Genomic DNA, 23,553 nt, shown 5'->3' on the forward strand with positions numbered 1-23,553 from the left:
AAACATGGCGGCTTCCGCCCATGGAAAGCAGGGTCTATCAGGCAGCTATGCGCATTGTTCTTGCCCTGGTCCTGATGCTCGCCGCCTGTTCGAAAAGCAGCGACGTGCTGGAGGAACTGCCCAACAGTTCACTGGCTGGCGCGGCGCGGGAGGAGGTGCCCGACACCCGGCTGGAATCGACGCTGGCCCGCCCGGTGACGATCGGGGAGGATGGCCAGCGCCTCGACGCATGCGGCACGATGGGGCAGGCGGTGGGGGTCGGCGCCAGGGGGCTGGCGGTGCGCGCCGCCCCATTCGCCGATGCGCGGGAAATCGCCCGCATGGGGGAGGGCGGTCGCGCCTGGGTCTGCACCCGCAGCCTCGATCAGAAATGGTTGGGAGTGGTGATCGCGCCATCGCCCCCTGCGGACAATGCGGTCGAACCAGCCGATTGCGGCGTCGCAGAACCTGTGGACCGCAAGCGACCCTATGACGGCCCCTGCCTCAGCGGCTGGGTATCGAGCGCCGCGATCAGGCTGATCGCGGGCTAGGGTAGAGTGCGGACCTATCCGGGACCGCCGTCAGGCGGTGGAGGGGAATGGGGCACGACCTCCGCAACTTCCCCTCCACCACGCTTCGCACGGTCCCCCTCCCCACGCTTTGCGTGGGGAGGATTGAAGGTCCGCAATTGCTCATCCCCTCCTTTGGTAGTCGCTAAATCCCGCCGAGATAATTCATCTTGCCCAACGGCACGCCTGCCTGCCGCAGCAGCGCATAGGCGGTCGTCACATGGAAATAGAAATTGGGCAGGGCAAAGCCCAGCACGTGGTTGCGGGCGGTGAAGCTGAAATCGCCACGCGGAGTCTTGAGGGTCACCTCGACATCCTCCCGTCCGTCGATCCGTTCGCGGGGCACGGATTCCACGAAGGCGATGGTCTTGGCGATCCGCTCCTGCAGATCGGCGAAGCTCTGTTCGGTGTCGGGCATCGGCACCGGGTCGAGCGCTCCGATGCGAATCAATGTGCCCTTGGCGGTGTCGCTGGCATATTGCACCTGCGCGGTCAGCGGCGCCATGTCGGGGATCAGCCGGGCCTGCGTCAGCGTCAGCGGATCGATCCCCTTTTCGGCGGCAAAGGCGGCGCCCTTGTCCAGGATCGCCGACAGATTGCGGAGGCCGCGCAGGAAGACGGGAACGGTCAGGTCGTACAGGTCGGTTGCCACCGGCTTCTCCTCATGGTTGGGTGGACCCATATTCATGGGAGGATAGCCCCTGTCGATCCCCTGCCGAATAAAAGGACCGGCCGGCGAACTCCATGCCGGCCGGTCAGGGGGCAACCGGATCAGGTCAGGGCGGCGCGCTCGCGGGGCGCGATGGTGAAGAAGGGCAGGGCGTGGTGGACGATCCAGCCGATCGTCGCGGCATAGAGCAGCGTGCCCAGGCCGACCGTGCCGCCCAGCAGCCAGCCGATCGCCAGCACGCCAATCTCTATCCCGGTGCGCACCCATTTGACCGGCAATCCGGTGCGGCGGCAGAATCCGGTCATCAACCCGTCGCGCGGCCCCGGACCCAGGCCCGCGCCGATATAGGCGCCGCCCGCTATGCCGTTGAGGACGATCCCCGCCGCCAGCCAGGCAAAGCGCAGACCATAACCCTCCGGCACCGGCAGGACCAGGAGGCTCAAGTCCACCGCGGTGCCGATCACCACTATGTTGCAGACCGTGCCGATGCCGGGCCTCTGGCGCAGCGGCCACCAGAGCAGCAGCACGGCCGCCCCGACCAGATTGACGGTCATGCCGAAGCTCAGCCCCAGTCGCGGCGCCAGCCCCTGATGCAGCACGTCCCAGGGGTCCAGCCCCAGATTGGCGCGCAGCATCAGCGCCATGGAAAAACCATAGAGGCCCAGGCCCCAGAAAAGCTGAAACAGGCGGCGGTGCATCATCATGGGTGCGGAAATCACCCAAAATGGCCTTTTACAAAACAGCCATTATTCGATAATTGGCCTCTTCATTCTTCGGATTGGAATTGATTGCCATGTCCACTTCCCTGTTGCGGCCACCTTCCCTGCTTCGCCTGCTGGGCGCCTGGCGCGCAGAGGACAGCGCCGAACCCGCCTATCGCCAATTGGCGCAGGCGTTGCGGATGCTGGTGCTGGACGGGCGCGTCGGCCTGAACGTCCGCCTGCCGGGGGAAAGGGAACTGGCCGCCGCGCTGGGCCTTAGCCGCACGACCATCGCCGCCGCCTTCGACCGGCTGCGCGATGAGGGGTTCCTGGAAAGCCGTCAGGGTTCGGGCAGCGTCACACGCCTGCCGCCGGGCCGGATGGAACAGGATCTGCCGGACATCGACACGGTCAGCCACGGCAATATCCTGAACTGGACCCATGCCGCGCTGCCCGCCGCGCCGGGCGTCGGCCGCGCCTATCAGGCGGCGGTGCAGGCCCTGCCCGCCTTTCTGGGCGAACTGGGCTATGATCCGCTGGGCCTGCCGCCGTTGCGCCGGGCGGTCGCGGCCTATTATGAGCGGCGGGGATGTCCGACCAGTCCGGATCAGATCATCGTCACCAACGGCGCGCAGCAGGGATTGTCGCTGCTGCTGCACTGGCTGGCGGGACCGGGCGACCGGGCGGTGATCGACCATCCCACCTATCATAACGCGATCCAGGCGTTGCAGCGCGCCCATATCGTGCCGGTTCCGGTGGGCCTGCCCATACAGGGGTGGGATATCGACGCGATGGAGGCGGCCTTCCGCCAGACCAGCCCGCGTTTCGCCTATATCATCGCCGATTTCCACAATCCCACCGGGCGCAGCATGGACCCGGCCACGCGCCGCGCGCTGGTGGCCGCCGCCGCCCGCACCCACACGCCGCTGATCATCGATGAGACGATGGCGGCGATGGGGCTGGACAATATGCCCCCGCCCCCCGTCGCGGTGCACGATCCTTCGGGGCGGCAGGTCATCACCCTGGGTTCGGCCAGCAAGATCTTCTGGGGCGGGCTGCGCGTCGGCTGGATTCGCGCCGATCCGCAGACCGTCGCGGCGCTGGGCCGCCTGCGCACGACGATGGACATGGCCAGTCCGGTGGTGGAGCAGCTTGCCGTCGCGCATCTGATCGACAGCGATGAGGGGCTGGGCGCGCGGGCGGAGATGCTGCGCGGGCGTCGCGATCATCTTCTGGGGCTGATCGAACGGCATCTGCCGCACTGGCGCGTGGAATCGCCCGCTGGCGGACTGTCGCTCTGGGCGGAACTGCCGCGTGGGGAGGCGACGGCGCTGGCCGCCATCTCCGAAAGCCACGGCGTGCGCGTGGCTCCCGGACCGCGCTTCGGCGTCAGCGGGGCGTTCGAACGCTTCCTGCGCCTGCCCTTCACCCTGCCGGAAGAGCAGTTGACGGCAGGCGTCGAGCGGCTGGCCGAGGCCGATGCGCGGCTTCACGCGCGCCTGCCGCGTGGCCGCGATTCGCTGGCCGCCGCGCTGGAGGCCGACCGCCTGATCTAGAGCGGTTCTCGATCTGATTGAATCAGATCGACCGCTCTATTCCTTTGTTTTACCGCGATTTCTTAAACGTCAGATGATGCCATCTGACTGGAAATCGCTCTAGGCGGCAGGCCTGCTAATCGCGGCGAAGGGGATCGAGGGCGCTGGACCTGCGCGTCCGGGGGGTGGCGGGCGTGCTGCGCGCCATGTCCTCCAGCGCGGCGATCCGCTTTTCCGTCGCCGGGTGGGTGGAGAAAAGTTCGCTCACATGCACCGGTACGATGTAGAGCTGGGCGGCGGCGGGATTGCGCGCTGCCACCGGGTTGGGGATGGTTTCCGCCCGGCCGGAAATCTTGGCGAGGGCGGAGGCGAGGGCGCGGGGATTGCCGCTGATTTCCGCGCCCGCCTTGTCCGCGCCATATTCGCGGGTCCGGCTGATCGCCATCTGCACGATCATCGCGGCGAAGGGCGCGACGATCACCGCCAGCAGGGTCGCGGCGATATTGCCATGGCCGTTCTCATTGTCGCCGCCGCGAAAGAACAGCCCGAAATTGGCGAGCATGGAGATCGCGCCAGCGATGGTCGCGACCATCGTCATGATCAGCGTGTCGCGGTTGCGCACATGGCCCAGTTCATGCGCCATCACGCCCGCCACTTCATCCCGGCTCAGCATCGAAAGCAGCCCGGTGGTGGCGGCGACGGCGGCATGTTCCGGATCGCGGCCCGTGGCGAAGGCGTTGGGGTGCGGCTCGTCGATCAGGTAGACGCGCGGCATGGGAAGTCCGGCGCGCCGGGCCAGTTCCGCGACCAGATTGTAATATTCCGGCGCGCTGGCCGCGTCCACTTCCCGCGCATGGTGCATCGACAGCACGATCCTGTCGGCGTTCCAGAAGGTGAACAGGTTCATGCCCGCCGCGACCAGCAGCGCGATCACCGCCCCGCCGCTGCCGCCCAGCGTATAGCCCAATGCCATGAACAGCGCCGTCAGCGCCGACAACAGCATCACCGTGCGAAAACCACTCACTTGCGTAAATCTCCTTTGCGGCCCAGATAGCGGCCTGACTCCGAATATGGGGTGGCCCTGAATATGGGGTGGCGATGACGCGCCCGCAATCGAAAGGATGGATCGATGGGAACCTTCAACGGCAAGCGCCCCGCGCATGTGAAGCCGCCCGCGCACCTGTCGAAAAGCCCGCCGGTGCCGCAGCCCGACCCGATCGACCAGCCCTCCGCCCATAAGGAGGAATTGAGCCCGGTTCGCTATGGCGACTGGGAACGCAAGGGAATCGCTATCGATTTTTGATCCGGCCGCAAGGCGCATCAACGGCTCATCGCTGTTTGGGCACAGTTGGCGATGGCCTGTGCCGCTGCTGCGAGCGGCCCCGCCCCGCACCCCTAGCCTTTTGCGCTGCAAAACGGGCAGGTTCCGTTCGAGCGGAAAGCAGGAATATACCGGGGCGCGGATGAAGTGAACGTGGTTGCTGAGGTCAATCCCAGATCAGTGTCGGATTACGCGCCGGAGGATGCGGCGCTTCTGTGTGCAGTGGGTCGTCTGGTCTGTGCCTGGACGATGCTGGAACAGAGCCTGGAGGCAAAAATCGCGACGATGCGGGAAGCCATGGGGGATGTGCGGACCGTGGGCGCCCGGACTCGTCCGGGGATGACGAAGCTGATGACCGAATTGCGGACCATGGTGTCGATGCGCGACCGGCGCAATGCCGGCGCGTTGATGGAAATATCGAATATCGAGCGCGACATGCAGAGGATCGACCGGTTCCGGTCGCTCATCGTCGGCGGCTTTCAGCAGCCCGCGCCCGGCGGCTTTACGTGCCGCGATGCGCGGAATAACCAGACGCATGTCTCGCTTGAACAACTCGAAGCGGAGATCGACTCCCTCGAAGGGGTGGCGCAGCGCCTGCTGGCCGTCTGAACGGGGTAAGCCATCTTCCATGCTTGATCTTTACGCGGCGGAGAGCGAAGCCTTTCCGCGCGCCTAGCGAAAAACAGGAGCCTCATGTCCTACAAACCGATTCGCAAAGCCGTTTTCCCTGTCGCGGGTCTTGGCACGCGCTTCCTTCCGGCGACCAAATCGGTGCCCAAGGAATTGCTGCCGGTCGTGGACCGCCCGCTGATCCAATATGCGGTGGACGAAGCGCGGGAGGCGGGGATCGAGCAGATGATCTTCGTCACCGGTCGCGGCAAGGGCGCGATCGAGGATTATTTCGACATGGCGTTCGAGGCCGAGGCCACCCAGCGCGAGCGGGGCAAGGACCTGTCGGCGTTGGACGGCACGCGCCTGCTGCCCGGTAACGCGGTGTTCCTGCGCCAACAGGAACCGCTGGGCCTGGGCCATGCCATCTGGTGCGCGCGCGACATCGTGGGCGATGAACCGTTCGCGATCCTGCTGCCCGACGAATTCATGAAGGGCAAGCCCGGAAGCGGTTGCCTGAAGCAGATGGTCGACGCCTATGAGCGGGTCGGCGGCAACCTGGTCTGCGCGCTGGAAGTGCCGATGGCGGACACGCCGAGCTATGGCGTGATCGATCCGGGCAAGCGCGACGGCGCGCTGACCGAGGTGAAGGGGTTGGTGGAAAAGCCGGCTCCGGGTACGGCGCCGTCCAACCTGATCCTGCCGGGCCGCTACATCCTTCAACCGGAAGTGATGAAAATCCTGGAGACGCAGGAAAAGGGCGCGGGCGGGGAGATTCAGCTTACCGACGCCATGGCGTCGATGATCGGGACGCAGCCTTTCCACGGCGTGACCTTCGACGGGCGGCGGTTCGATTGCGGGTCCAAGGCGGGCTATATCGAGGCGAATCTGGCGCTGGCGCTGGGCCGGGAAGATCTGGGCGAACATATCCGGAAGTTCGCGCTGGCGGAACTGGGCGTCAGCGACATCGCCGCCGCAGCCTGAGCGCTGGCTTTTGGCCAAACCAAGATATTCCCCTCCCGCCTGCGGGAGGGGGAACGACGGAAATCCACCCAAAACCGGCCAACGTCCGCCGTCAGCCGACCTTCTTGAACAGCCAGCCGATCGTAGATCCGCCGGGCAGCGCTTCGGTCGTGACGACCAACTGTCGCGTGCCATGGGGGCGGCCTTCGGCATCGGTCCAGAGGCTTTCCTCGATCGCCAGCTTTCCCGCATTGGCGCGGAATTGCCAGGTCGCGCCCGTGTCGATGCGCAGCAACGCGCCCATGCCGTCCGCGGTGGGGGTGGGTTCCACGCCGGGGGCCAGATGGAAGCGAAGATGGACGGGCAGTTTCACCGGCCTGCGGCGGCGGGCGGCGGGGGTCAGCATATCCTCGCCCCGCACTTCCTTGCCGTCGCCGCTCATCAGCAGCAGGCGGCGGTGGACATAGCCCATGCGGCGGACATAGCCGTCATGCGAAAGGTCGAGGCGGCTGCCGCTTTCGGTTTCCTGACGGTTGATCTCAACCTCCGTCACGCCCTTGCCCAATGTCCCGTCGGGCAGCAGCGCGGTGGAATTGCTGTCGTCCAGCACCAGCGTGCTGTGCGCGGCGGTGGTGCGCAGGCCCTGCGACAGGTCGCGGGGCATCCACGCGCCTTCCAGCGCCGCGCCGCCGCAATTGACGATCAGCCGCTGCTGGCCGTCGCTGATCTCTATCGCGCCGGTGGAGGCGCAGCCCGCATCGGCCAGTTGCGCGACGGGCGGCGGGGCGGCGTCGACCTGAACCACCGTGCCCCCGGCCGCCAGGCGCTGATAGCCCCAGCCATTGGCCTGCCGCAGCGGGCGGGCACGCACCCGGCTGGCGCGGATGACCGCTTCGATGGTGGCGGGGTCGATCGCGCCCGCGCCCTGCCAGTTGCCAAGGCCGCCGTCGCCATGGGTCAGGCCCAGCAGCGCCGGAACCGCCTTGGCCAGCGCGTCCTTCAGGAAAGGGGGTGTCTGTTCGCGGCGCACCTCATAGACCGCGCTCACCATGGTCAGCAGCATGATCGCTTCCAACTGGTCGAGCGGCGAGCGGGAGATGATGCCGCCATCGGCATGAAGACCGCTGTCGAGCGCGCGTTTCAGGCCCGCTTCCCCGAACAGCTTGCGCGCCGCGCCGCCGGGCAGCAGCATCGACGCCGCGACGATGCCGCCCCAGGCGACGAGCCGGGGCAGGCCGATCGGCGCCTTGTCCGCGCCCCTATCGAGATGGCGGGCGGTGCGGGCTATGCAGTTCAGCACCAGCGAACGGTAGACGAGGTCGCTGGACGACAGGATCAGCGGCGCATGGGCCGACCAGAAGAGCAGGCGCCAGCCCGCATTGTCGGCGCGCCAGGCAGGTTCGCTGGGCGTCTCTGCATGGGCGTCCAGCCATTTGCGCATCACGCCCTCGGCCAGGGGCGCGGCCTGTTCGCGGGTGGCGACGGTGGCCAGGTCGCGCAGCCAGTGGAAGCCGTGCAGATAATCGCTAAAGCCGGGCGTCAGGCCCGGATTGGCGAAATCCAGCTTGCCCAGCGGCTGTTTCAGGCCCCGGAACAGGAAATAACCGGCGCGGATCGCCTGGCCCGCATGGGCGTTGCCGGGAATCTCGTCGTCCGGAACGGCGAGCAGCTTGAGTGGATATTTGCCCTTCAGCCGGCGGCCGTGAATCGGTGTCTTCCAACTGAGCAGATAGAAATGGTTGGCGATGCGCTGGGCCAGCGAAAGCCCCTTGTCATCCGCGATGCGGATGAGCCGCTTGCCCTGCTCGATTCCGTCTTCCGGGCCGGGTCCGGCCTCTTGGGGGACGGAATGGGGGGAAAGGCGGCGGCGGTCGCTCACCCGCCGCGCAGCGTCCGGATATTGCCGGCATAGGCGGTCGGGCCGCCGCGGAAGGTCGCTGTGCCCGCCACCAGCACGTCGGCGCCCGCCTCGATGGCGAGCGGAGCAGTGGTGAAATCGATGCCGCCATCGACCTGCAAACGGATGTCGCGGCCCGACTTCTCGATCATCTTGCGGATCGCCTCGATCTTGCGAAGCTGGTTGTTGATGAAGCTCTGGCCGCCGAAACCGGGGTTGACGCTCATCACCAGGATCAGGTCGACGTCATCGATCAGATAATCCAGCATCTTCGCCGGGGTGCCGGGGTTCAGCACCACGCCCGCCTGCACGCCCAGCGACTTGATATGCTGGATGGAGCGGTGGATGTGGGGACCGGCTTCGGGATGGACGGTCAATATGTCCGCCCCCGCTTCGGCGAAGGCGTTCAGATACTGGTCCACGGGGGAGATCATCAGATGGACGTCGAAGGTCTTCTTGGTATGCGGGCGCAACGCCTTCACCACGCCGGGACCGATGGTGATGTTGGGCACGAAATGGCCGTCCATCACATCGATGTGAATCCAGTCGGCGCCCGCTTCGTCGATGGCGCGGACCTCTTCGCCCAGGCGAGCGAAATCGGCGGACAGGATGGAGGGCGAGATCAGGATAGGGCTGGTCATTTGACCTTCGGCCTTAGCCTTGGCCGGTGGCCAGGGCAACGTCCTATTAACGTTATTCACAGGCTTTTGCGGGCTGTGGACAGCGGCGGTCAGGACAGGATGAACAGCGTGGGGTCCAGCCCCCTGGACGGGCCGGTACCCCTGGGCAGGAACTGCTTGACGCCATGCAGGGCAACCACCTGATTTTGCTGCACTATGGGGGCGGCGATCAGGCGCATGGCGCATTCGCCGCCGTCCGCCTGGCGGATGTCCACGTCCAGCGTGAAGCCGCGCCGGTGGCGGATGGCATAGGCGCGCAACCGCTCCATCGCGGCGCCGCTTTCCGGCGCATAGAGCGAGACGGCAAGGGCGCGGGGCACGACGCTGCCCCGTTCCAGCCCGAATATGTCATAGACCCCGTCGGTCCAGTTCAGACTGTCGTCGGCCAGATCGCAGTGCCACAGGCCCAGGCCCCGCTCCGCCAGCGCCTGGTCGTCGCGGGCCAGCCGGTCGTCCAGCATCACCGGCGCCAGATGCTCGCGCAGGGCGTAGAGCGGCCAGCTATGATGCAGGGGTAGAGGCTCGGTAGGTCGCAAGGCGAGTCTTTCCTGGGGCGGCGCCGCACCATAGGGCGCTGTGGTTAAGGCTTAGTGGATCGCACGAGCCGCGCAACGAAAAAGCCGTCCGTGCCGCCCTGTTCCGCCAGCGTTTCGGGCAAGGTGCGCACCCAGCCCTGCGCGGTCGGGGCGATGCCTTCGGGCAGTTCGGCGGCATTGGCGGGGAGCGGCGCGAAATCGGGATGGGCGCTCAGGAACCGGGCGACCTGATCCTCGCCCTCCGCCTGTTCGAGCGAGCAGGTCGCGTAGATCAACGTGCCGCCGGGCGTCAGCCATGGGGCGGCGCGATCCAGCAGTTCGGCCTGCAGTTCGGCCAGTTCCGCGATCTGGCGCGGGCCGATGCGGTGGAGCACGTCCGGGTGGCGGCGGTAGATGCCGGTGGCGGTGCAGGGCGCGTCCAGCAGGATGGCGTCGGCGGGGCTGTCCGGCGTCCATGTGCGAAGATCGGCCTGGACGATCTCTGCGGAAAGACCGGTTCGGCCGAGATTTTCGCCAAGCCGTTCGAGGCGCTTTTTCGACTGGTCGACGGCGGCGACGCGCCATCCGGCGGCGGCGAGCTGCATCGTCTTGCCGCCCGGCGCGGCGCACAGGTCCAGGACGCGGCGGCCATCCCCCTTGCCGAGCAGGCGGGCGGGGATGGAGGCGGCGATGTCCTGCACCCACCAGGCGCCTTCGCCGAAGCCGGGCAGGTCGGGGATATTGGCGCCTTCGGGCAGGCGGACATGGCCGGGGGCGAGGCTGCGGGCGCTGAGTTGTTCGGCCCAATGCGCGGTTTCGCTGGCGTCGCGCAGGCTGAGGTCGACGGGCGGGCGTTGGGCATAGGCCTGCGCGGCGGCCTCTGGCATCGCCTCGCCCCATTGGCCGGCCCAGCGGGCGGCGACTTCGGGCGGAAGGGTGGGGGGAGAGGGAAGGGTCGGGTTCGCGCGGGTCAGGGTGCCGAACACGCCATGGACCAGCTTGCGCGGGCCGCCGTCGACCAGCGGCAGGGCGGTGGCGATGGCGGCATGGGGGGCGGTGCCGAGTGCGATGGTCTGGATCAGCGCGATGCGCAGGACCATGCGGGCCTTGGCGTCATGGGGCAGCGGCTGGCGCGTGGCGCTGTCGATCAGGGCGTCCAGATCGGGCAGGTGGCGCAGCGTTTCGGCGGCGATGGCGTGGACAAGGGCGCGGTCGGCCGGGGGTAGCCCCTGGGCCGCGCCGTGCAGCGCGAGTTCGAGCGGGTCGCCCCGGCGCAGCACGGCATCGAGCAGGCGGAGCGCTGCACGGCGGGCGGGGAGGCCGGGGACGTCTTCTTGGCGGGATGGGCGAGGCATGGGGAGCGCCTACGGCAAAATGGGGCGAAAGTAACCTTTGTTCGGTTCATGGGCGTCAGGTCGGGGTGTGGCGGTTGGATTATGACCAATCCAAGACATTCCTTCTCCCTTGAGGGAGAAGGATACGGAGCCTCGGCGACGAAGGAGCCTAGGCGCAGTTGGATGAGGGGGAGCGGGCCTTTGGCCCGCGCGATCCGCAGGATCGAGCGAACAGGTAAGGGCTGCCCCGCAGCCCTTAGATCATGCCGGGGGCATGATCGACCTGTTCGCTCCCCTCACCCAGCTACGACTAAGGCAGCAAGCTGCCAAGTCTGCGCAACCTCGGCCAGAGTCACGTGCCTCTGGCCGACCCTCAAGGGAGAGGGATTTGGAACGCCCGCTCTCCACCCATTCGAACCCAAGCCGCACACGCGCCCCGGCCTCAACCCAACCGCGCCTCGCCCTTGCGGAAGGGCGTCCTCTCCGTCAGCCAGAGCCGATCCCTCCGCACGCCCTGCCGCTCGGCCTCCAGAAAATCGGCTATGGCCCGGCGGAAGCTGGCATTGGGGATGAAATGCGCGGAAAAGGTCGGTTCCGGCACATAGCCCCGCGCCAGCTTGTGGCCCCCCTGGGCGCCTGCCTCCACCCGGTTCAGCCCCCGGGCGATGGCGATGTCGATCGCCTGATAATAGCATAGCTCGAAATGCAGGTTGGGCACGTCCTCGGTACAGCCCCAATAGCGCCCGTAAAGCGTGTCCGCGCCGATCAGGTTGAGCGCCCCCGCGATAGGCTGCCCTTCACGCAGGGCCAGCACCAGCATGACCCGGTCGGCCATGTCCTGCCCCAACATGGAGAAGAAGGCGCGGGTCAGATAGGGCCGCCCCCATTTGCGCGAGCCGGTGTCCTGGTAGAAGGTCCAGAAAATGTCCCAATGCGCCTCGGTCAGCGCCGCGCCGGTCAGATGGATGATCTCCAGCCCCTCGACGGCGCGTTCGCGTTCCTTGCGGATATTCTTGCGCTTGGCGCTCGACAGGTCGGCCAGGAAGTCGCTGAAATCGCCATAGCCGCGATTGGTCCAGTGGAACTGGCTATCCTCCCGGATCAGCCAGCCCGCCGCCTCGAACAGCGGCACCTGTTCCGGCGCGACGAAGGTCGCATGGGCGGAGGAAAGTCCGTTCTGCTCGACCACAGCCTCTATCCCCGCGACCAGCGCCGGGGCCAGCCCATCGTCGCGCAGCAGCAGCCGGGGTCCGGGCACGGGGGAAAAGGGCGAGGCGATCTGGATTTTCGGATAATATTGGCCGCCCGCCCGTTCCCAGGCGTCGGCCCAGCCATGGTCGAACACATATTCGCCCTGGCTGTGGGTCTTGCCGTACAGCGGCGCGGCGGCGGCGATCCGCCCATCCGGTCCGTCGATCACCAGGGGAAGGGGTTGCCATCCGCTATGGCCGCCGACGCTGCCTGATCGTTCCAGCGCGGCCAGGAAATCCCAGCTCATGAAGGGATTGGCGCTCCCGGCGCAGGTGTCCCACTCATCGCGCGGCAATTCGGCCACGCTTTGGGCCAGGCGCGCCACGCACTCAGTCATGCGACCGCTCGAAGATGATCTGGTCCGCGTGCAGCGCGGCGCGGGCGCGCTCCTCCTCGCCGCGCACGGTCCATGTCAGCACGGGCATGCCCCTCCGGCGGGCACGGATGGACAGGGGTGAGGGCAGGTCGCGAATATCACAGGCGATGAAATCGGGTTTCGCCGCCCAAAGTGCAAGGGCGCGCCCCATTGCGCCGCGCCAGCCGCGCCTGTCTTGTCCGGTGACGACCAGCCCGCAAGCGACCATGGGCCGATGGCGCCTGAACCAGCGCATCGCCACGGGATTGAAGGACATGACCGCCGCCAGCGTCTTGGGCCGCCGCGCCAGGTCGTCGGCGACCGCCGCGCAGATCGGGGCGACATGCCGTCCGTCGACCTTGATCTCGACAAGCAGGGGAATATCCGTCCCGCACAGGTCGAGCAAGGCGCGCAGGCGCGGAACGCCGCCGCCGTCGGGCAGCATCAGCCGGTCGATGGCGGCAGCATCATGGTCGGCAACCGCACCGCTCTCCCCGGTCATGCGTTCCAGCGAAGCATCGTGGAAGACGATGGCGACCCCGTCGCGGCTGAGCCGGACATCGCATTCGATGCCGAAACCGCCGGCGATGGCGGCGGTGAAGGCCGCCATGCCGTTTTCGCTGACCCGGCCCCCGTGCAGCCCGCGATGGGCGAAGGGCCGCTCGGTCAGGAAGGGAAAGGCGTCAGGCCGGGCGGACAAGGACGATCGCGTCGATCTCGACCACCGCGCCCAGCGGCAGCACCGGCACGCCCACGGCGCTGCGGGCATGCTTGCCCGCGTCGCCGAAGACCTCCACCATCAGTTCGGACGCGCCGTTGGCGACCTTGGGCTGGTCGGTGAATTCGGGCGTGCTGCTGATGAAGGCGCCCAGCTTCACGATCCGTTCGACCCGGTCCAGGCTGCCCAGCGCCGCCTTCATCTGGGCGATCAGGTTCAGGCCGCAGGCCCGCGCCGCCTTGACGCCATAGTCCAGGTCGCGGTCCTCGCCCAGGCGGCCCGTCATCAACTGGCCGTCGGACAGGGAGATTTGCCCGGAAATATGCAGCAGGCCGTTCGCCTCCACCGCCGCGACATAGGCGGCCACCGGCGCGGCGGCGGCGGGCAGGGCGATGCCCAATTCGGCAAGGCGGGCTTCGATGCTCATGTGGATGCTCCATGGATGGTCGAAATGGTTTCAGGCGCCGAAATATCGGGTGCTGGCCCCTCGGCCAGCCGGGCGGCGATCCAGGCTTCGGCGGCGGCCCAGTCATCGATCCGCGCATGGGCGTCGGGGGCTGCGGAAATCTTGTCGGCAATCTCCGGCTCGCCCACCATATGCAGACGCCAGACATGGGGCGCATGCTCCGCGACGGAGGCATGATGCTGCCCCAGATCGTCGATGAACAGGGCGATGCCGGGCTGGCGCTCCGCCAGTATGGCGGCCAGCGGCTCGCCCTTGCCGCCCTGGTTCCAGTGCACCGGCATATGCAGGCCATGGGTCGCCAGTTGCTCCTCGCGCTGCCGGTGATGCCGCTCGGTGATGTTGGTCAGGACGACGATGTCCGCGATCCGGCTGAGGCGGCCCATCGCTTCCACCGCCCCGGCTATGGGTTTCTGCCGATGCATCTGCGTCTCGAAAAAGCCCAGCAGCAATTCCCAGACCAGCGCGCGCTCCACCGGCTGGCCGCTGTCCTTGTGGCGCAGCGCCTCGCCAAAGCCGCGGTCCCGCATGTCGAAATGGATATCATGGCTTTCCTCCAGCCACTCCCGGAAAGGGACGACCATGTGCAGCAGCACTTCGTCGCAATCGGTGATGATCAACGGGCGGTTCATGCGATGAGGGACTCCTTGGCGGCAATCAGGGCTTGCGCCGTGCTGTCGATGCTTTCGGCGCAGGCGATCAGGTCCGGCTCATGATCGGCCAGGAAGGCCAGCACCGCGCCCAATATCGCCGGATCGTCCACGCCTGCCCGCAATGCATCGGCGTCCAGCCCGGTCAGCGCCAGCAGCCGGTCGGCCCGCCGGTCGTCCGCCAGCGTCCAGGCGAGGGCCATCAGCGCCAGCACGGATGGCTCTCGCGTATCGCGTGGACTATGTTGCTTGCCATGGTTAATGTCGGGACGCATGATTGATCTCGGAAAGGGGCGGGCTTAGGAAGCGCGCTTCCATGATGGTTGCGGATTTCTCCAAACGCGGGTGAGTGGTGGCAAAGCGCGTGCTCGTTGTCGAGGACAACGAACTCAATCTCAAACTTTTTTGCGACCTGCTGCGCGCGCACGGGCGTGAAGTGCTGCCGCTGCGCGATGGGCGCGACATGCTGGCGCAGGCGCGGGACTTCCATCCGGACCTGGTGATCACCGACATCCACCTGCCGCATATCAGCGGGCTGGACCTGATCGTGTCCCTGAAGGCGGACGCGCAATTGGCGTCGGTGCCGATCATGGCCGTCACCGCCTATGCCGGGCATGGCGACGAGGAACGGATAAGGGAGGCGGGGGCGCAGGCCTATGTGTCCAAGCCGATTTCGGTGCTGCGCTTCGTGGAGCAGGTGAACGCGCTGCTATAATCCCCCTCACCAAATCCTCCCTATGCGAAGCATGGGGAGGGGGACCGCTCGCGCAGCGAGTGGTGGAGGGGAAATTTCGCAGGTCGTGCCTTTTCCCCTCCACCAGCCTTCGGTCGGTCCCCTCCCCATCTCCCGATGGGGAGGAACAGGATAATCTCACCCCAACCGCACAAAAAAAGGGCCACGCGGATATCCACGCGGCCCTTTTCACCATCTCAACCAGCCTTACTTGTTCGCCTTGTAACGCTCGATCGCCTCCAGGGTGATGCGCTTGGCGTCTTCCGCGCCGCCCCAGGTGCCGATGCGCACCCACTTCTGCTTTTCCAGATCCTTATAGTGGGTGAAGAAATGCTCGATCTGCTCCATCACGATGCCGGGCAGGTCGTCCTTCTCATCCACATTGTGATAATAAGGGAAAGTCTTATTGTCGGGCACGCAGACCAGCTTCTCGTCGCCGCCGGCTTCGTCTTCCAGGTTCAGCACGGCGATGGGACGGGCGCGCACGACCGAACCGGGCACGAAGGGCGAGCGCGCGATCACCAGCGCGTCCAGCGGATCGCCGTCGGGCGACAGCGTGTGCGGCACGAAGCCGTAATTGGCCGGATAGCGCATCGGCGTGTGCAGGATGCGGTCCACGAACAGCGCGCCCGACGCCTTGTCGAACTCATATTTGACGGGCTCGCCGCCGACCGGAACCTCGATGATGACATTCAGGCTGTTGGGCGGATCGTCGCCGACCGGAATCAGTTCGATATTCATGGACTTCAAGCCTTTGTAAACGCGTTGCTCTTCGTGGGTGATTATGTTTTCGGTTTCAGCAGCCGGTCCAGGCTGCCTTCACCCTCTCCCATTTTTTCGAGGCGCGGATAGCGCAGGCCGCCGGAATAAGCGAGGCTCAAAGTGCGATAATATTTGTCCTGCTTCACTATGATCTGGAGCGGCTTTCCGGACCTGATCGCCGCCTTGAACACTTCGCCGGAATATTCGTCGCCATTGATCGCGACGATCTTCGATCCGATGGCCAGCCCCGCCTTGAACGCTGGGCTGTCCCAGACGACGTTCGAAATCTCGCCGTCATTCTTGACGATCAGGCCGATGCCGAAGCTCTGGTCGGTGAATTTGCCTGATCCTTCCGCCGCCTTGGTGATGGCGCCAGACGTGTCGCCATAGACCAGCTTGTAGCCGCCCAGCGCGAAGCCGCCCTTGGGCGTCTCCTTCGTCGTGCCGTCCACATATTTCTGGAAGAAGCCCGCCCAGTCATAGGGCGCGATGCCGTTCAGCGTCCTGATCACGTCCCCGCGATTATAGACGACCTGCCCCCAATCGCCGGGATTGATGCCGAAAAATGCCTGCGCGAAATCGTCCAGCCCCTTCGCGCCCTTGCTCTGCTGGCGGATGATCGCATCCGCCTCCAGCCAGATCATCAGCCCTTCATTATAATAATCCTCCGACCGCTGCCAGCTAGACCAGCCCTTGGGCCGCCGGGCGGAGATGATGGGGTCGTGGGTCGTATCCTCCATCGGCCGCCATTCGCGCCCCCGCGCCGTGTCCAGCTTGGCGGCGATATGGGCATAGGCGTCCAACGTCTCCTGTTTGGAAAACAGTCCCGACCGCGCGCCCAGCACATAGCCCCAGAATTGCGTCTGCCCCTCATAGACCCAGAGCAGATTATCCTGCATCGGCACGTTGAAATCGGGCGTCCAAAGCAGGTCCGGGCGGCGGAACTTGCCGTCCCAGCTATGGGTGAATTCATGCGGCAGCAGGTTGCGGTCCAGCAGCGCGTCGCCATCGCCCCATTTCTTGAAATAGCCCGGCTCGACCTGATTTTCCGAAGAACGGTGATGTTCCAGCCCGATGCCGCCCATCTCGTCGGTGATGGCGAACAGGAAGTCATAATGATCGAAATGATAGGAACCGAACAGCGCGCCCGCTTCGTCGACCAGCTTCTTGTGCTTCGCGATCTGGTCCGGCTTGGCGTCCAGCTCGTCGGCATCGTCCGCGACGATGTTGAGCGTCACATTATGGCCAAGGTCGACCGGCTTGAAATAAAGCCCCGCGAACACCGGCGAATCCTGCAAGGCTTCATAATCGGTCGTCTCATAGGCGACGGTCGATCCCGTCTTCTTCCCCCGCAAAGCCGTCGCCGCCTGCCAGCCGTCGGGATAGGTGACGGTCGCCTGGATCGGAATCTGGCGCGTATAATAGCCCGCCGGATAGAGCGACACCGATTCCCACTGGATGTTCAGCATCTTGGGCGTCACCACCACGCGGCCCTGATTGGGCTGTGTGGCGGAGAGGAACTGGAAGGTCGCGACGACCTGCTTCGTCCCCTGCGGCACGTCGATCACGAACCCATAGACGTTGAGCGGATCGCGCTTCCACGCCAGCGGCTTGCCGTCGGCGGTGAAGCTGAGGCCGGTCAGCTTCTCTATCGCCCCACGCGGCGCATGATTGCCCGGCAGCCATTGCGGCATCAGCAGGGTCATCGGCCCGGCGGCGGCGACGGGAATGGTTTCCTTCACGCGGAAGATGCGCTGCACCGTATCGGTGGCGTCGACCTCCAGCCGGATCGTTCCGCCGGGATAGGGGGCATCCCTCGGCATGGGCGCGGCATTGTCGACCGCCAGCGCGGTGGGCCTGGACCGGATCGCATCCTGCGCGATCAGCGGTCCCGAAATGGCCGTGGAAAGGAATAAGGCGGCAGCAAGGCTGCGGATCATGAACGTCTCCGAAAATGCTTTGCGGTCGAACGACCGTATAATAGCAGAATGGCGACCTGAAACGGCCGCGTCCACCCCCAACTATTTTACAATGAAAAAGCGCGTTTCCTTGATCCATCTTTATCGTTAAAGGCGCTGCCCCATGGCCAAGACAGAAACGCCGCGTCCAAAGACCCCCAATGCTGTGCGCGGCACGCAGGATATGCTGGGCGGCACCGCCGAAGCGTTCCAGGAACGCTTCGCGCATGTCGTCGCGACTTTCGAGAGGGTGCGGAAGCTCTACGGGTTCCAGCGGGTGGAGGTGCCCGTCTTCGAATCGACGGCGGTGTTCGCCCGCTCGCTGGGCGAAAGCACGGACGTCGTTTCGAAGGAAATGTACACGTTCGAGGATCGCGGCGGCGACAGCATCACCCTGCGCCCGGAATTCACGGCGGGCATATCCCGCGCCTATATCACCGAAGGCTGGCAGCAATATGCGCCGCTGAAAGTCGCGACCCACGGTCCGCTCTTCCGTTACGAACGCCCGCAAAAGGGCCGTTTCCGCCAGTTCCACCAACTCGACGCCGAAATCATCGGCGCGGGCGAGCCGGGCGCGGACGTGGAATTGCTGGTGCTGGCCGACCAGTTGCTGCGCGAGTTGGGCGTGTCGGAGGGCGTGACGCTCAACCTCAACACGCTGGGCGACGCGGCAAGCCGCGAAGCCTGGCGCGCCGCGCTGATCGCTCATTTCGAGGCGCATCGCGGCGAATTGTCGGAAGAGAGTATCGACCGCCTGCACCGCAACCCGCTGCGCATCCTGGACAGCAAGGATCCCCGCGACCGCCCGGTGGCGGACAGCGCGCCGGACATCGACGCCTATCTGACCGACGAAGCGCGCAGCTTCTTCGAAAAGGTGACGGCGGGCCTCGACGCGGCGGGCGTGGCGTGGGAACGCAATGCCCGGTTGGTGCGCGGTCTGGATTATTACCGCCACACCGCGTTCGAGTTCATCACCGACCGCCTCGGCGCGCAGGGCACGGTATTGGGCGGCGGGCGCTATGACGGGCTGATCGAGAATCTCGGCGGCCCCTCCACCCCGGCGGTCGGCTGGGCGGCGGGGATCGAGCGGCTGGCGATGCTGGTGGATTCGCCGGAGATTTCTGGCCCCACCGTTGCCGTCATCCCCATGGGCGAAGCGGCCGAGGTCAAGGCGACTGGCATCGTTGCCGATCTGCGCCGTGCCGGTGTCGCCTGCGACATGGGCTATCGCGGCAATATGAAGAAGCGGATGCAGCGGGCCAATGCTTCGGGTGCGGCCTGGGCGGTGATCCTGGGCGACGATGAACTGGCGCGGGGCGAGGCGGCTGTCCGCAATCTCGGCACGGGCGAGCAGGAAGCCGTCGCCCTGGATGCATTGATCGGGAAGCTGACGGCCCTCTGATGCACATCTCCGCCGAACGCATCGCGCAGATCGAGGCGCGCCGGGACGAGGTGCAGGCGTCGATGACGCGCGCCGACCTCGCGCCGGAGGAGTTTGTGCGGCTGTCGAAAGAATATGCGGAGATCGAGCCGGTGGCGAAGGCCGCCCATGAGGTCCGCCGTCTCCGCCAGGAACTGAGCGCGCTGGAATTTATGGCGGGCGGCGAGGATGCGGACTCCGATCCGCTGATGCGCGAAATGGCGCAGGAGGAAATGCAACTGATCAAGAGTCAGTTGCCCGACGCCGAACGCGCCCTCGCGCTGCAATTGCTGCCCAGGGACGCCGCCGACGCCCGCCCGGCCATGCTGGAAATCCGGGCGGGCACGGGCGGCGACGAAGCCGCCCTGTTCGCGGGTGACCTGTTCCGCATGTATCAGCGCTATGCCGACGCGCAGGGCTGGAAGATGGAACTCCTCTCCGCCAACGCATCCGAAGTGGGCGGTTTCAAGGAAGTCGTCGCCAGCGTCACCGGGGTCGGCGTCTTCGCCAAGCTGAAGTTCGAAAGCGGCGTCCACCGCGTCCAGCGCGTCCCCGTCACTGAAAGCGGCGGGCGCATCCACACATCGGCGGCGACCGTCGCGGTGCTGCCGGAACCGGAGGAGGTCGACGTCCAGATCGCCGACGGCGACCTCAAGATCGACATCTACCGCGCTTCGGGTGCTGGCGGGCAGCATGTCAACACCACCGATTCCGCCGTGCGCATCACGCACCTTCCTTCCGGCATCGTGGTGACGCAGCAGGATGAGCGATCCCAGCACAAGAACAAGGCGAAGGCGATGCAGGTGCTGCGCGCCCGCATCTACGAAGTGGAACGCGAGCGCGCCCAGAGCGAACAGGCCGGGGCGCGCAAGGCGATGGTCGGATCGGGCGACCGGTCGGAGCGCATCCGTACCTATAATTTCCCGCAGGGCCGGGTGACGGACCACCGCATCAACCTGACGCTGCACCGCCTGCCCGAAATATTGGAGGGGACCGGCCTGTCCGAAGTCATCGACGCGCTGGTGGCGGAGGACGAAGCCGCCCGCCTGGCCCAACTGGACGGCGTGGCGTGACCCTTCCCTTCCTCCCCTCCCTTCCGGGGAGGGGCCGGGGGTGGGTAGCGAGCGAAGCGAGCCAGCGGAACGGGAAAATATGACCACAATCCCCGAAACCCTCCGCGCCGCCACCGAACGCCTGGCCCCTGTCAGCGCCACCCCGCGCCTCGACGCGGAACTGCTCCTTGCCCACGCGCTCCAGATCGACCGCAACGACCTGCTGATGCGCCAGCGCGACCTCAGCGTCCCGCCGGGTTTCGAAAGCCTCATCGAACGCCGCCTGACCGGCGAACCCATCGCCTATATCACCGGCACCCGCGATTTCTGGACGATCAGCCTGCATGTCACGCCCGACGTCCTCATTCCCCGCCCGGACAGCGAAACGCTGATCGAGGCTGCCCTCGACCATTTCGGCGCGAAGGGGCCCGCCCATATACTCGATCTCGGCACCGGTTCCGGCGCGCTGCTGCTCGCCGCGCTCAGCCAATGGCCGCTGGCGAAAGGGACGGGGGTGGATATTTCCCCCGCCGCCCTTGCCGTGGCGCAGGGCAATGCCGATCGCCTGGGCCTTGGCGAACGCGCCGGTTTCCGGCTCGGCGACTGGGCGGAAGGGCTGGACGGCCCCTTCGACCTGATCCTCATCAACCCGCCCTATATCGCCCGCGACGTCCCGCTTTCGGGCGATGTCCTCCATGAACCCGGCGGCGCCCTATTCGCTGGAGCGGAGGGGCTGGACGATTATCGCCGCATCGCCCCCATGCTGCCGCGCCTGTTGTCGCCCGGCGGCATGGCCGCGATGGAGATCGGCTATGACCAGCGCCTTTCCGTCTCCGCCCTGCTTGCCGATCAAGGACTTAGCGTTGCGGCGCGCCGGGATCTGGCGGGGCATGACCGCTGTTTGGTCGCAACGCCGGTTCCCCCCATTTGACCGGATGAACGGATTTGCGCCTGCACAAGCTAAAATTGCTTGGTTTATGCCCTGGAAGCCACTACATGGGGCTTAGGGACGGCACTATCCTGAGGATTTGCTCTGTGGGGCGTAGCCGAGAAAAGGCCGTTTTCCCGCTCCTTCAAAGTCACGACGGCGCTGCTGCGCAGGCGCCTCTGGCAGGTCAAGGGCATAGACCGATCGCTCGGTCTCTGCCCGGCGGAGCCTTATCCGGCCCTGATGGTCAGGCCGTGTTGAAGGATGGCGACTGAACGGTGTTTTCAGTGAATGATGGCAAAGTGAACGCAAGGATCAGCTCTTGATCAACAACAGGCAGGCCGGCCGCCGGAATCGCGGCCGGAACAATAATGGCGGACGTCCCAATGGTGGCAACCGGGGCGGTGGTGACAACGGCAACCGGATCGACAACCGCGCACGCGGCAATGCGGCCCAGCTCCTTGAAAAATACAGGAATATGGCGCGCGATTCCCAGATGGCGGGTGATCGGGTGAATGCGGAATATTATCTGCAATTCGCCGACCATTATTTCCGTGTCCTGGCCGACAACCGCGCCCGGCAGGAGGAGCAGCAACAGCGCTTCCGTCCCCGCGATGAGAATTTCGATGAGAATTTCGACGATTTCTACGCCGGCGATGAAGGCGGCGAGGATGTTCGCGTCGATCAAGCGCCCGACCGCGCCCAGGACTTCGAACGCCGCCGCGACGAGCCGCGCGATTATCGCGAGGGTCGAAACGACCGCAACCGGCGCGACCGCAACGATCGCAACGAGCGGAATGATCGCAGCGACCGCCGCCGGGAACGTCCGGTAGACGAAATGGTGGCCGAGGAAGGCATGGAACAGGCCCGGCCCCAGATGGCCGCCGAACCGGTCGCCCCGGAACCGCAGACCGAAGCGGAGCCTCGCGCCCGCCGCGGCCGTCCGCGCAAGGCGGCGGCGACGGACGAGGGGGAACAGCGCGGCCTGGACCTCGCCGTGCTTCCGCCCTCGATCGGGCGCGCCGACAATGATGCCGAACCTGTCGCGGAAGCGCCGCGCAAGCGCACCCGCCGCGCCCGGCCCGCGGCCGAAGCCGCCGAATAAGGCTCCACCCGCCCCGATGGCGGGATGAGCGTGAAAAAAAAGGGGGACAGCGCCATCGCGCCGTCCCCTTTTTCATGCCTTCGGCAGCGCCGCCGAGCGATCAGGCGGTGGGCAGGGGACGCGGCCGGTGCTTTTCGTCCAGGGCGACGAAGGTGAACAGGCCGCTTGTCAGTTCGACCTTCGTGGCTTGCCGCCCCCGCGTCGCGACGACATCGATCCGGATGGCGACCGACGACCGTCCCCGCCGCTCCTCATGGGCATAGACCGACACGATATCGCCCAGCAGGATCGGGGCGATGAATGTCATGCTTTCGATCGCCACCGTCGCGACCGGCCCCTGCGCGATCCGCGTGGCGACGATGCCGCCCGCTATATCCATCTGGCTGAGCACCCAGCCGCCGAAGATATGCCCGTTGGCGTTGATGTCCGTGATGTGCGGCACCACCCGCAACACCACTTCGCTCCTTTGTTCAGTCATCTGTGGAAACCTCGTCTTTCATCCTGTCCAGAATCTGTTCGTCATGTCCGGTCCCGCTGGACAGAAATGCCAGCGCCATCAGACCCGTCCCCAGCATGAAGGTCAACCAGACTCCCAATATGGTCGCGATGACCATGTGGATCGGCATCGGCCCCGCCCACCAGCGCAGGAACAGCAACGCCGCCCCCACGCACAGCGCGCCGCCCAGCGCCATCCATCCCATGATGCGGCGGAATCGCCGCCAGGCGGTTCTTGCGATCTCCGGATCATCGAGGGCTTGTTTGCGCGTCATCCCTTTCCTTTGGGGTGTGAAAGTGGGATCATCAAGGGACTGAGGCATTTGGTCGACAGGGAGGGAGATGGATCATGACGATCGCGGTGATTTTGCAACGCAAGGGACAGGATGTCGTCCAGGCGCAATCGAGCGACACGGTCCTTTCCGTGGTGCAATTGCTGGCCCAGCGGCGGATCGGCTGCGTGCCGGTGGTGGACGACGGCAAGGTGGTCGGCATCTTCTCCGAACGCGACCTGGTCTATCGCGTGGCGCGGGAAGGCGCGGCGGTGCTGGAACGCCCGGTGGGCGAGATCATGACCGCCCCGGCCATCACCACGGATGAACGGACGCCCGTCATCCACTGCCTGTCGCTGATGACGAAGCGGCGCATTCGGCACTTGCCCGTCGTGGTCGACGGCGCGCTGGTCGGGCTGGTATCGATCGGCGACCTTGTGAAGTTCCGCATCGACAGCATCGAATCGGAGGCGGCCTCCCTGCGCGACTATATCCAGACGGCCTGATCCGTTTCAGGCGGGCGCCTGCACCGGCGGCGCTCGCCGCACGATCAGCGCGACCAGTTCCATCAGCGTCCCGCGCGCGCACAGCGTCAGTGCGGCCAGAAAGACGAGGGCG

At 66.1% G+C, this 23,553-nt stretch carries 28 protein-coding genes (1 of these 28 running past the window's edge); 11 read left to right on the forward strand and 17 right to left on the reverse strand.

What is annotated here, in order from left to right; translation table 11 throughout:
* Positions 1-47 precede the first annotated feature (47 nt).
* Positions 48-530: a hypothetical protein gene (locus NUH86_RS14130; RefSeq protein ID WP_267250089.1), complete on the forward strand. Its 483-nt coding sequence runs from the start codon at positions 48-50 to the stop codon at positions 528-530.
* A gap of 163 nt (positions 531-693) precedes the next feature.
* Here NUH86_RS14130 and NUH86_RS14135 read toward each other — a convergent pair whose 3' ends face one another.
* Positions 694-1,200, reverse strand: a complete 507-nt coding sequence (locus NUH86_RS14135; protein WP_267252147.1) for a DUF1993 domain-containing protein — start codon at positions 1,198-1,200, stop codon at positions 694-696.
* A 119-nt stretch (positions 1,201-1,319) separates the two neighbouring features.
* Positions 1,320-1,922, reverse strand: coding sequence for a YczE/YyaS/YitT family protein (locus NUH86_RS14140; RefSeq protein WP_267252148.1), 603 nt, complete (start codon positions 1,920-1,922; stop codon positions 1,320-1,322).
* An 89-nt stretch (positions 1,923-2,011) separates the two neighbouring features.
* Between NUH86_RS14140 and NUH86_RS14145 the strand changes: the two genes are divergently transcribed.
* Positions 2,012-3,475 carry a PLP-dependent aminotransferase family protein gene (locus NUH86_RS14145; protein WP_267250090.1) on the forward strand — a complete coding sequence of 488 codons (1,464 nt, stop codon included), beginning with the start codon at positions 2,012-2,014 and terminating at the stop codon, positions 3,473-3,475.
* 115 nt (positions 3,476-3,590) lie between these two features.
* Here NUH86_RS14145 and htpX read toward each other — a convergent pair whose 3' ends face one another.
* On the reverse strand, positions 3,591-4,478 hold the full coding sequence (htpX, locus tag NUH86_RS14150; protein ID WP_267250091.1) for a zinc metalloprotease HtpX: 888 nt from the start codon (positions 4,476-4,478) through the stop codon (positions 3,591-3,593).
* Between the two features lie 105 nt (positions 4,479-4,583).
* On the opposite strand from htpX, the gene NUH86_RS14155 reads away from it, so the two are divergent.
* The 3 genes from NUH86_RS14155 (at position 4,584) to NUH86_RS14165 (ending at position 6,368) form a co-directional block, all read left to right on the forward strand.
* Positions 4,584-4,757 carry a DUF1674 domain-containing protein gene (locus tag NUH86_RS14155; RefSeq protein WP_267250092.1) on the forward strand — a complete coding sequence of 58 codons (174 nt, stop codon included), beginning with the start codon at positions 4,584-4,586 and terminating at the stop codon, positions 4,755-4,757.
* A 198-nt stretch (positions 4,758-4,955) separates the two neighbouring features.
* Positions 4,956-5,384, forward strand: coding sequence for a hypothetical protein (locus tag NUH86_RS14160; RefSeq protein ID WP_267252149.1), 429 nt, complete (start codon positions 4,956-4,958; stop codon positions 5,382-5,384).
* An 84-nt stretch (positions 5,385-5,468) separates the two neighbouring features.
* Positions 5,469-6,368 carry a UTP--glucose-1-phosphate uridylyltransferase gene (locus tag NUH86_RS14165; protein ID WP_267250093.1) on the forward strand — a complete coding sequence of 300 codons (900 nt, stop codon included), beginning with the start codon at positions 5,469-5,471 and terminating at the stop codon, positions 6,366-6,368.
* Between the two features lie 91 nt (positions 6,369-6,459).
* Here the strand turns inward: NUH86_RS14165 and NUH86_RS14170 are convergent, their stop codons facing one another.
* The 9 genes from NUH86_RS14170 to NUH86_RS14210 form a co-directional block, all read right to left on the reverse strand.
* A complete protein-coding gene (locus tag NUH86_RS14170) occupies positions 6,460-8,226 on the reverse strand; it encodes a heparinase II/III family protein (RefSeq protein WP_267250094.1) in 1,767 nt (588 codons plus the stop codon).
* On the reverse strand, positions 8,223-8,885 hold the full coding sequence (rpe, locus tag NUH86_RS14175; RefSeq protein ID WP_267250095.1) for a ribulose-phosphate 3-epimerase: 663 nt from the start codon (positions 8,883-8,885) through the stop codon (positions 8,223-8,225). Before rpe ends, NUH86_RS14170 begins: the two co-directional genes overlap by 4 nt.
* Before the next feature lie 89 nt (positions 8,886-8,974).
* On the reverse strand, positions 8,975-9,460 hold the full coding sequence (locus NUH86_RS14180) for a diguanylate cyclase (RefSeq protein ID WP_267250096.1): 486 nt from the start codon (positions 9,458-9,460) through the stop codon (positions 8,975-8,977).
* 44 nt (positions 9,461-9,504) lie between these two features.
* On the reverse strand, positions 9,505-10,794 hold the full coding sequence (locus tag NUH86_RS14185; protein WP_267250097.1) for an RsmB/NOP family class I SAM-dependent RNA methyltransferase: 1,290 nt from the start codon (positions 10,792-10,794) through the stop codon (positions 9,505-9,507).
* Positions 10,795-11,215: 421 nt separating this feature from the next.
* Complete coding sequence (locus NUH86_RS14190; protein ID WP_267250098.1) at positions 11,216-12,361, reverse strand: GNAT family N-acetyltransferase; 1,146 nt, start codon at positions 12,359-12,361, stop codon at positions 11,216-11,218.
* Entirely contained in the window at positions 12,354-13,079 is a 726-nt protein-coding gene (locus tag NUH86_RS14195) for a glycerophosphodiester phosphodiesterase family protein (protein WP_267250099.1), read from the reverse strand. The genes NUH86_RS14190 and NUH86_RS14195 overlap by 8 nt, the downstream gene beginning before the upstream one ends.
* Positions 13,063-13,524, reverse strand: a complete 462-nt coding sequence (locus NUH86_RS14200; protein ID WP_267250100.1) for a RidA family protein — start codon at positions 13,522-13,524, stop codon at positions 13,063-13,065. Before NUH86_RS14200 ends, NUH86_RS14195 begins: the two co-directional genes overlap by 17 nt.
* Positions 13,521-14,192 carry an HAD family hydrolase gene (locus NUH86_RS14205; protein ID WP_267250101.1) on the reverse strand — a complete coding sequence of 224 codons (672 nt, stop codon included), beginning with the start codon at positions 14,190-14,192 and terminating at the stop codon, positions 13,521-13,523. The genes NUH86_RS14200 and NUH86_RS14205 overlap by 4 nt, the downstream gene beginning before the upstream one ends.
* The gene (locus NUH86_RS14210; protein ID WP_267250102.1) at positions 14,189-14,485 is read right to left on the reverse strand and encodes a DUF3572 domain-containing protein; all 297 of its coding nucleotides are present in this window, start codon (positions 14,483-14,485) and stop codon (positions 14,189-14,191) included. The genes NUH86_RS14205 and NUH86_RS14210 overlap by 4 nt, the downstream gene beginning before the upstream one ends.
* Before the next feature lie 77 nt (positions 14,486-14,562).
* Here NUH86_RS14210 and NUH86_RS14215 point away from each other — a divergent pair, with 77 nt between their 5' ends.
* Complete coding sequence (locus NUH86_RS14215) at positions 14,563-14,925, forward strand: response regulator (protein WP_267250103.1); 363 nt, start codon at positions 14,563-14,565, stop codon at positions 14,923-14,925.
* Between the two features lie 225 nt (positions 14,926-15,150).
* Here the strand turns inward: NUH86_RS14215 and ppa are convergent, their stop codons facing one another.
* Both ppa and NUH86_RS14225 read right to left on the reverse strand, forming a co-directional pair.
* On the reverse strand, positions 15,151-15,684 hold the full coding sequence (gene ppa, locus NUH86_RS14220) for an inorganic diphosphatase (protein ID WP_267250104.1): 534 nt from the start codon (positions 15,682-15,684) through the stop codon (positions 15,151-15,153).
* 41 nt (positions 15,685-15,725) lie between these two features.
* Positions 15,726-17,645: a M61 family metallopeptidase gene (locus tag NUH86_RS14225; protein WP_267250105.1), complete on the reverse strand. Its 1,920-nt coding sequence runs from the start codon at positions 17,643-17,645 to the stop codon at positions 15,726-15,728.
* A 142-nt stretch (positions 17,646-17,787) separates the two neighbouring features.
* On the opposite strand from NUH86_RS14225, the gene hisS reads away from it, so the two are divergent.
* From hisS to NUH86_RS14245, 4 genes are all read left to right on the forward strand, one after another.
* A complete protein-coding gene (gene hisS, locus NUH86_RS14230) occupies positions 17,788-19,065 on the forward strand; it encodes a histidine--tRNA ligase (protein WP_267250106.1) in 1,278 nt (425 codons plus the stop codon).
* A complete protein-coding gene (prfA, locus tag NUH86_RS14235) occupies positions 19,065-20,156 on the forward strand; it encodes a peptide chain release factor 1 (RefSeq protein ID WP_416365329.1) in 1,092 nt (363 codons plus the stop codon). The genes hisS and prfA overlap by 1 nt, the downstream gene beginning before the upstream one ends.
* Positions 20,157-20,235: 79 nt before the next feature.
* On the forward strand, positions 20,236-21,066 hold the full coding sequence (gene prmC, locus NUH86_RS14240; RefSeq protein WP_267250107.1) for a peptide chain release factor N(5)-glutamine methyltransferase: 831 nt from the start codon (positions 20,236-20,238) through the stop codon (positions 21,064-21,066).
* Between the two features lie 319 nt (positions 21,067-21,385).
* Complete coding sequence (locus tag NUH86_RS14245) at positions 21,386-22,168, forward strand: DUF4167 domain-containing protein (RefSeq protein ID WP_267250108.1); 783 nt, start codon at positions 21,386-21,388, stop codon at positions 22,166-22,168.
* Between the two features lie 100 nt (positions 22,169-22,268).
* On the opposite strand, the gene NUH86_RS14250 is transcribed toward NUH86_RS14245, so the two are convergent.
* Both NUH86_RS14250 and NUH86_RS14255 read right to left on the reverse strand, forming a co-directional pair.
* Complete coding sequence (locus NUH86_RS14250) at positions 22,269-22,646, reverse strand: acyl-CoA thioesterase (protein WP_267250109.1); 378 nt, start codon at positions 22,644-22,646, stop codon at positions 22,269-22,271.
* On the reverse strand, positions 22,639-22,938 hold the full coding sequence (locus NUH86_RS14255) for a hypothetical protein (protein ID WP_267250110.1): 300 nt from the start codon (positions 22,936-22,938) through the stop codon (positions 22,639-22,641). The genes NUH86_RS14250 and NUH86_RS14255 overlap by 8 nt, the downstream gene beginning before the upstream one ends.
* Before the next feature lie 74 nt (positions 22,939-23,012).
* Here NUH86_RS14255 and NUH86_RS14260 point away from each other — a divergent pair, with 74 nt between their 5' ends.
* Positions 23,013-23,441 carry a CBS domain-containing protein gene (locus NUH86_RS14260; protein WP_267250111.1) on the forward strand — a complete coding sequence of 143 codons (429 nt, stop codon included), beginning with the start codon at positions 23,013-23,015 and terminating at the stop codon, positions 23,439-23,441.
* Positions 23,442-23,447: 6 nt separating this feature from the next.
* On the opposite strand, the gene NUH86_RS14265 is transcribed toward NUH86_RS14260, so the two are convergent.
* On the reverse strand, positions 23,448-23,553 hold the 3' portion of the coding sequence (locus NUH86_RS14265; protein ID WP_267250112.1) for a lipopolysaccharide biosynthesis protein. 1,382 nt of this gene lie beyond the right edge of the window; the window shows 106 of its 1,488 coding nt (coding positions 1,383-1,488); the start codon falls outside the window, past its right edge; the stop codon is at positions 23,448-23,450.

Origin of the sequence: Sphingobium sp. JS3065, assembly GCF_026427355.1 — a bacterium.
Lineage (GTDB): Bacteria > Pseudomonadota > Alphaproteobacteria > Sphingomonadales > Sphingomonadaceae > Sphingobium.

Bases quoted from the DNA above. Each gene is read 5' to 3' on its own strand.
- NUH86_RS14225 (WP_267250105.1), bottom strand. From the start codon at position 17,645: ATGATCCGCAGCCTTGCTGCCGCCTTATTCCTTTCCACGGCCATTTCG.
- NUH86_RS14210 (WP_267250102.1), bottom strand. From the start codon at position 14,485: ATGCGTCCCGACATTAACCATGGCAAGCAACATAGTCCACGCGATACG.
- NUH86_RS14130 (WP_267250089.1), top strand. From the start codon at position 48: ATGCGCATTGTTCTTGCCCTGGTCCTGATGCTCGCCGCCTGTTCGAAA.
- NUH86_RS14200 (WP_267250100.1), bottom strand. From the start codon at position 13,524: ATGAGCATCGAAGCCCGCCTTGCCGAATTGGGCATCGCCCTGCCCGCC.
- hisS (WP_267250106.1), top strand. From the start codon at position 17,788: ATGGCCAAGACAGAAACGCCGCGTCCAAAGACCCCCAATGCTGTGCGC.
- NUH86_RS14205 (WP_267250101.1), bottom strand. From the start codon at position 14,192: ATGAACCGCCCGTTGATCATCACCGATTGCGACGAAGTGCTGCTGCAC.
- prfA (WP_416365329.1), top strand. From the start codon at position 19,065: ATGCACATCTCCGCCGAACGCATCGCGCAGATCGAGGCGCGCCGGGAC.
- NUH86_RS14165 (WP_267250093.1), top strand. From the start codon at position 5,469: ATGTCCTACAAACCGATTCGCAAAGCCGTTTTCCCTGTCGCGGGTCTT.
- NUH86_RS14250 (WP_267250109.1), bottom strand. From the start codon at position 22,646: ATGACTGAACAAAGGAGCGAAGTGGTGTTGCGGGTGGTGCCGCACATC.
- NUH86_RS14140 (WP_267252148.1), bottom strand. From the start codon at position 1,922: ATGATGATGCACCGCCGCCTGTTTCAGCTTTTCTGGGGCCTGGGCCTC.
- NUH86_RS14145 (WP_267250090.1), top strand. From the start codon at position 2,012: ATGTCCACTTCCCTGTTGCGGCCACCTTCCCTGCTTCGCCTGCTGGGC.
- NUH86_RS14185 (WP_267250097.1), bottom strand. From the start codon at position 10,794: ATGCCTCGCCCATCCCGCCAAGAAGACGTCCCCGGCCTCCCCGCCCGC.
- prmC (WP_267250107.1), top strand. From the start codon at position 20,236: ATGACCACAATCCCCGAAACCCTCCGCGCCGCCACCGAACGCCTGGCC.
- ppa (WP_267250104.1), bottom strand. From the start codon at position 15,684: ATGAATATCGAACTGATTCCGGTCGGCGACGATCCGCCCAACAGCCTG.
- NUH86_RS14155 (WP_267250092.1), top strand. From the start codon at position 4,584: ATGGGAACCTTCAACGGCAAGCGCCCCGCGCATGTGAAGCCGCCCGCG.
- NUH86_RS14255 (WP_267250110.1), bottom strand. From the start codon at position 22,938: ATGACGCGCAAACAAGCCCTCGATGATCCGGAGATCGCAAGAACCGCC.
- NUH86_RS14260 (WP_267250111.1), top strand. From the start codon at position 23,013: ATGACGATCGCGGTGATTTTGCAACGCAAGGGACAGGATGTCGTCCAG.
- rpe (WP_267250095.1), bottom strand. From the start codon at position 8,885: ATGACCAGCCCTATCCTGATCTCGCCCTCCATCCTGTCCGCCGATTTC.
- NUH86_RS14190 (WP_267250098.1), bottom strand. From the start codon at position 12,361: ATGACTGAGTGCGTGGCGCGCCTGGCCCAAAGCGTGGCCGAATTGCCG.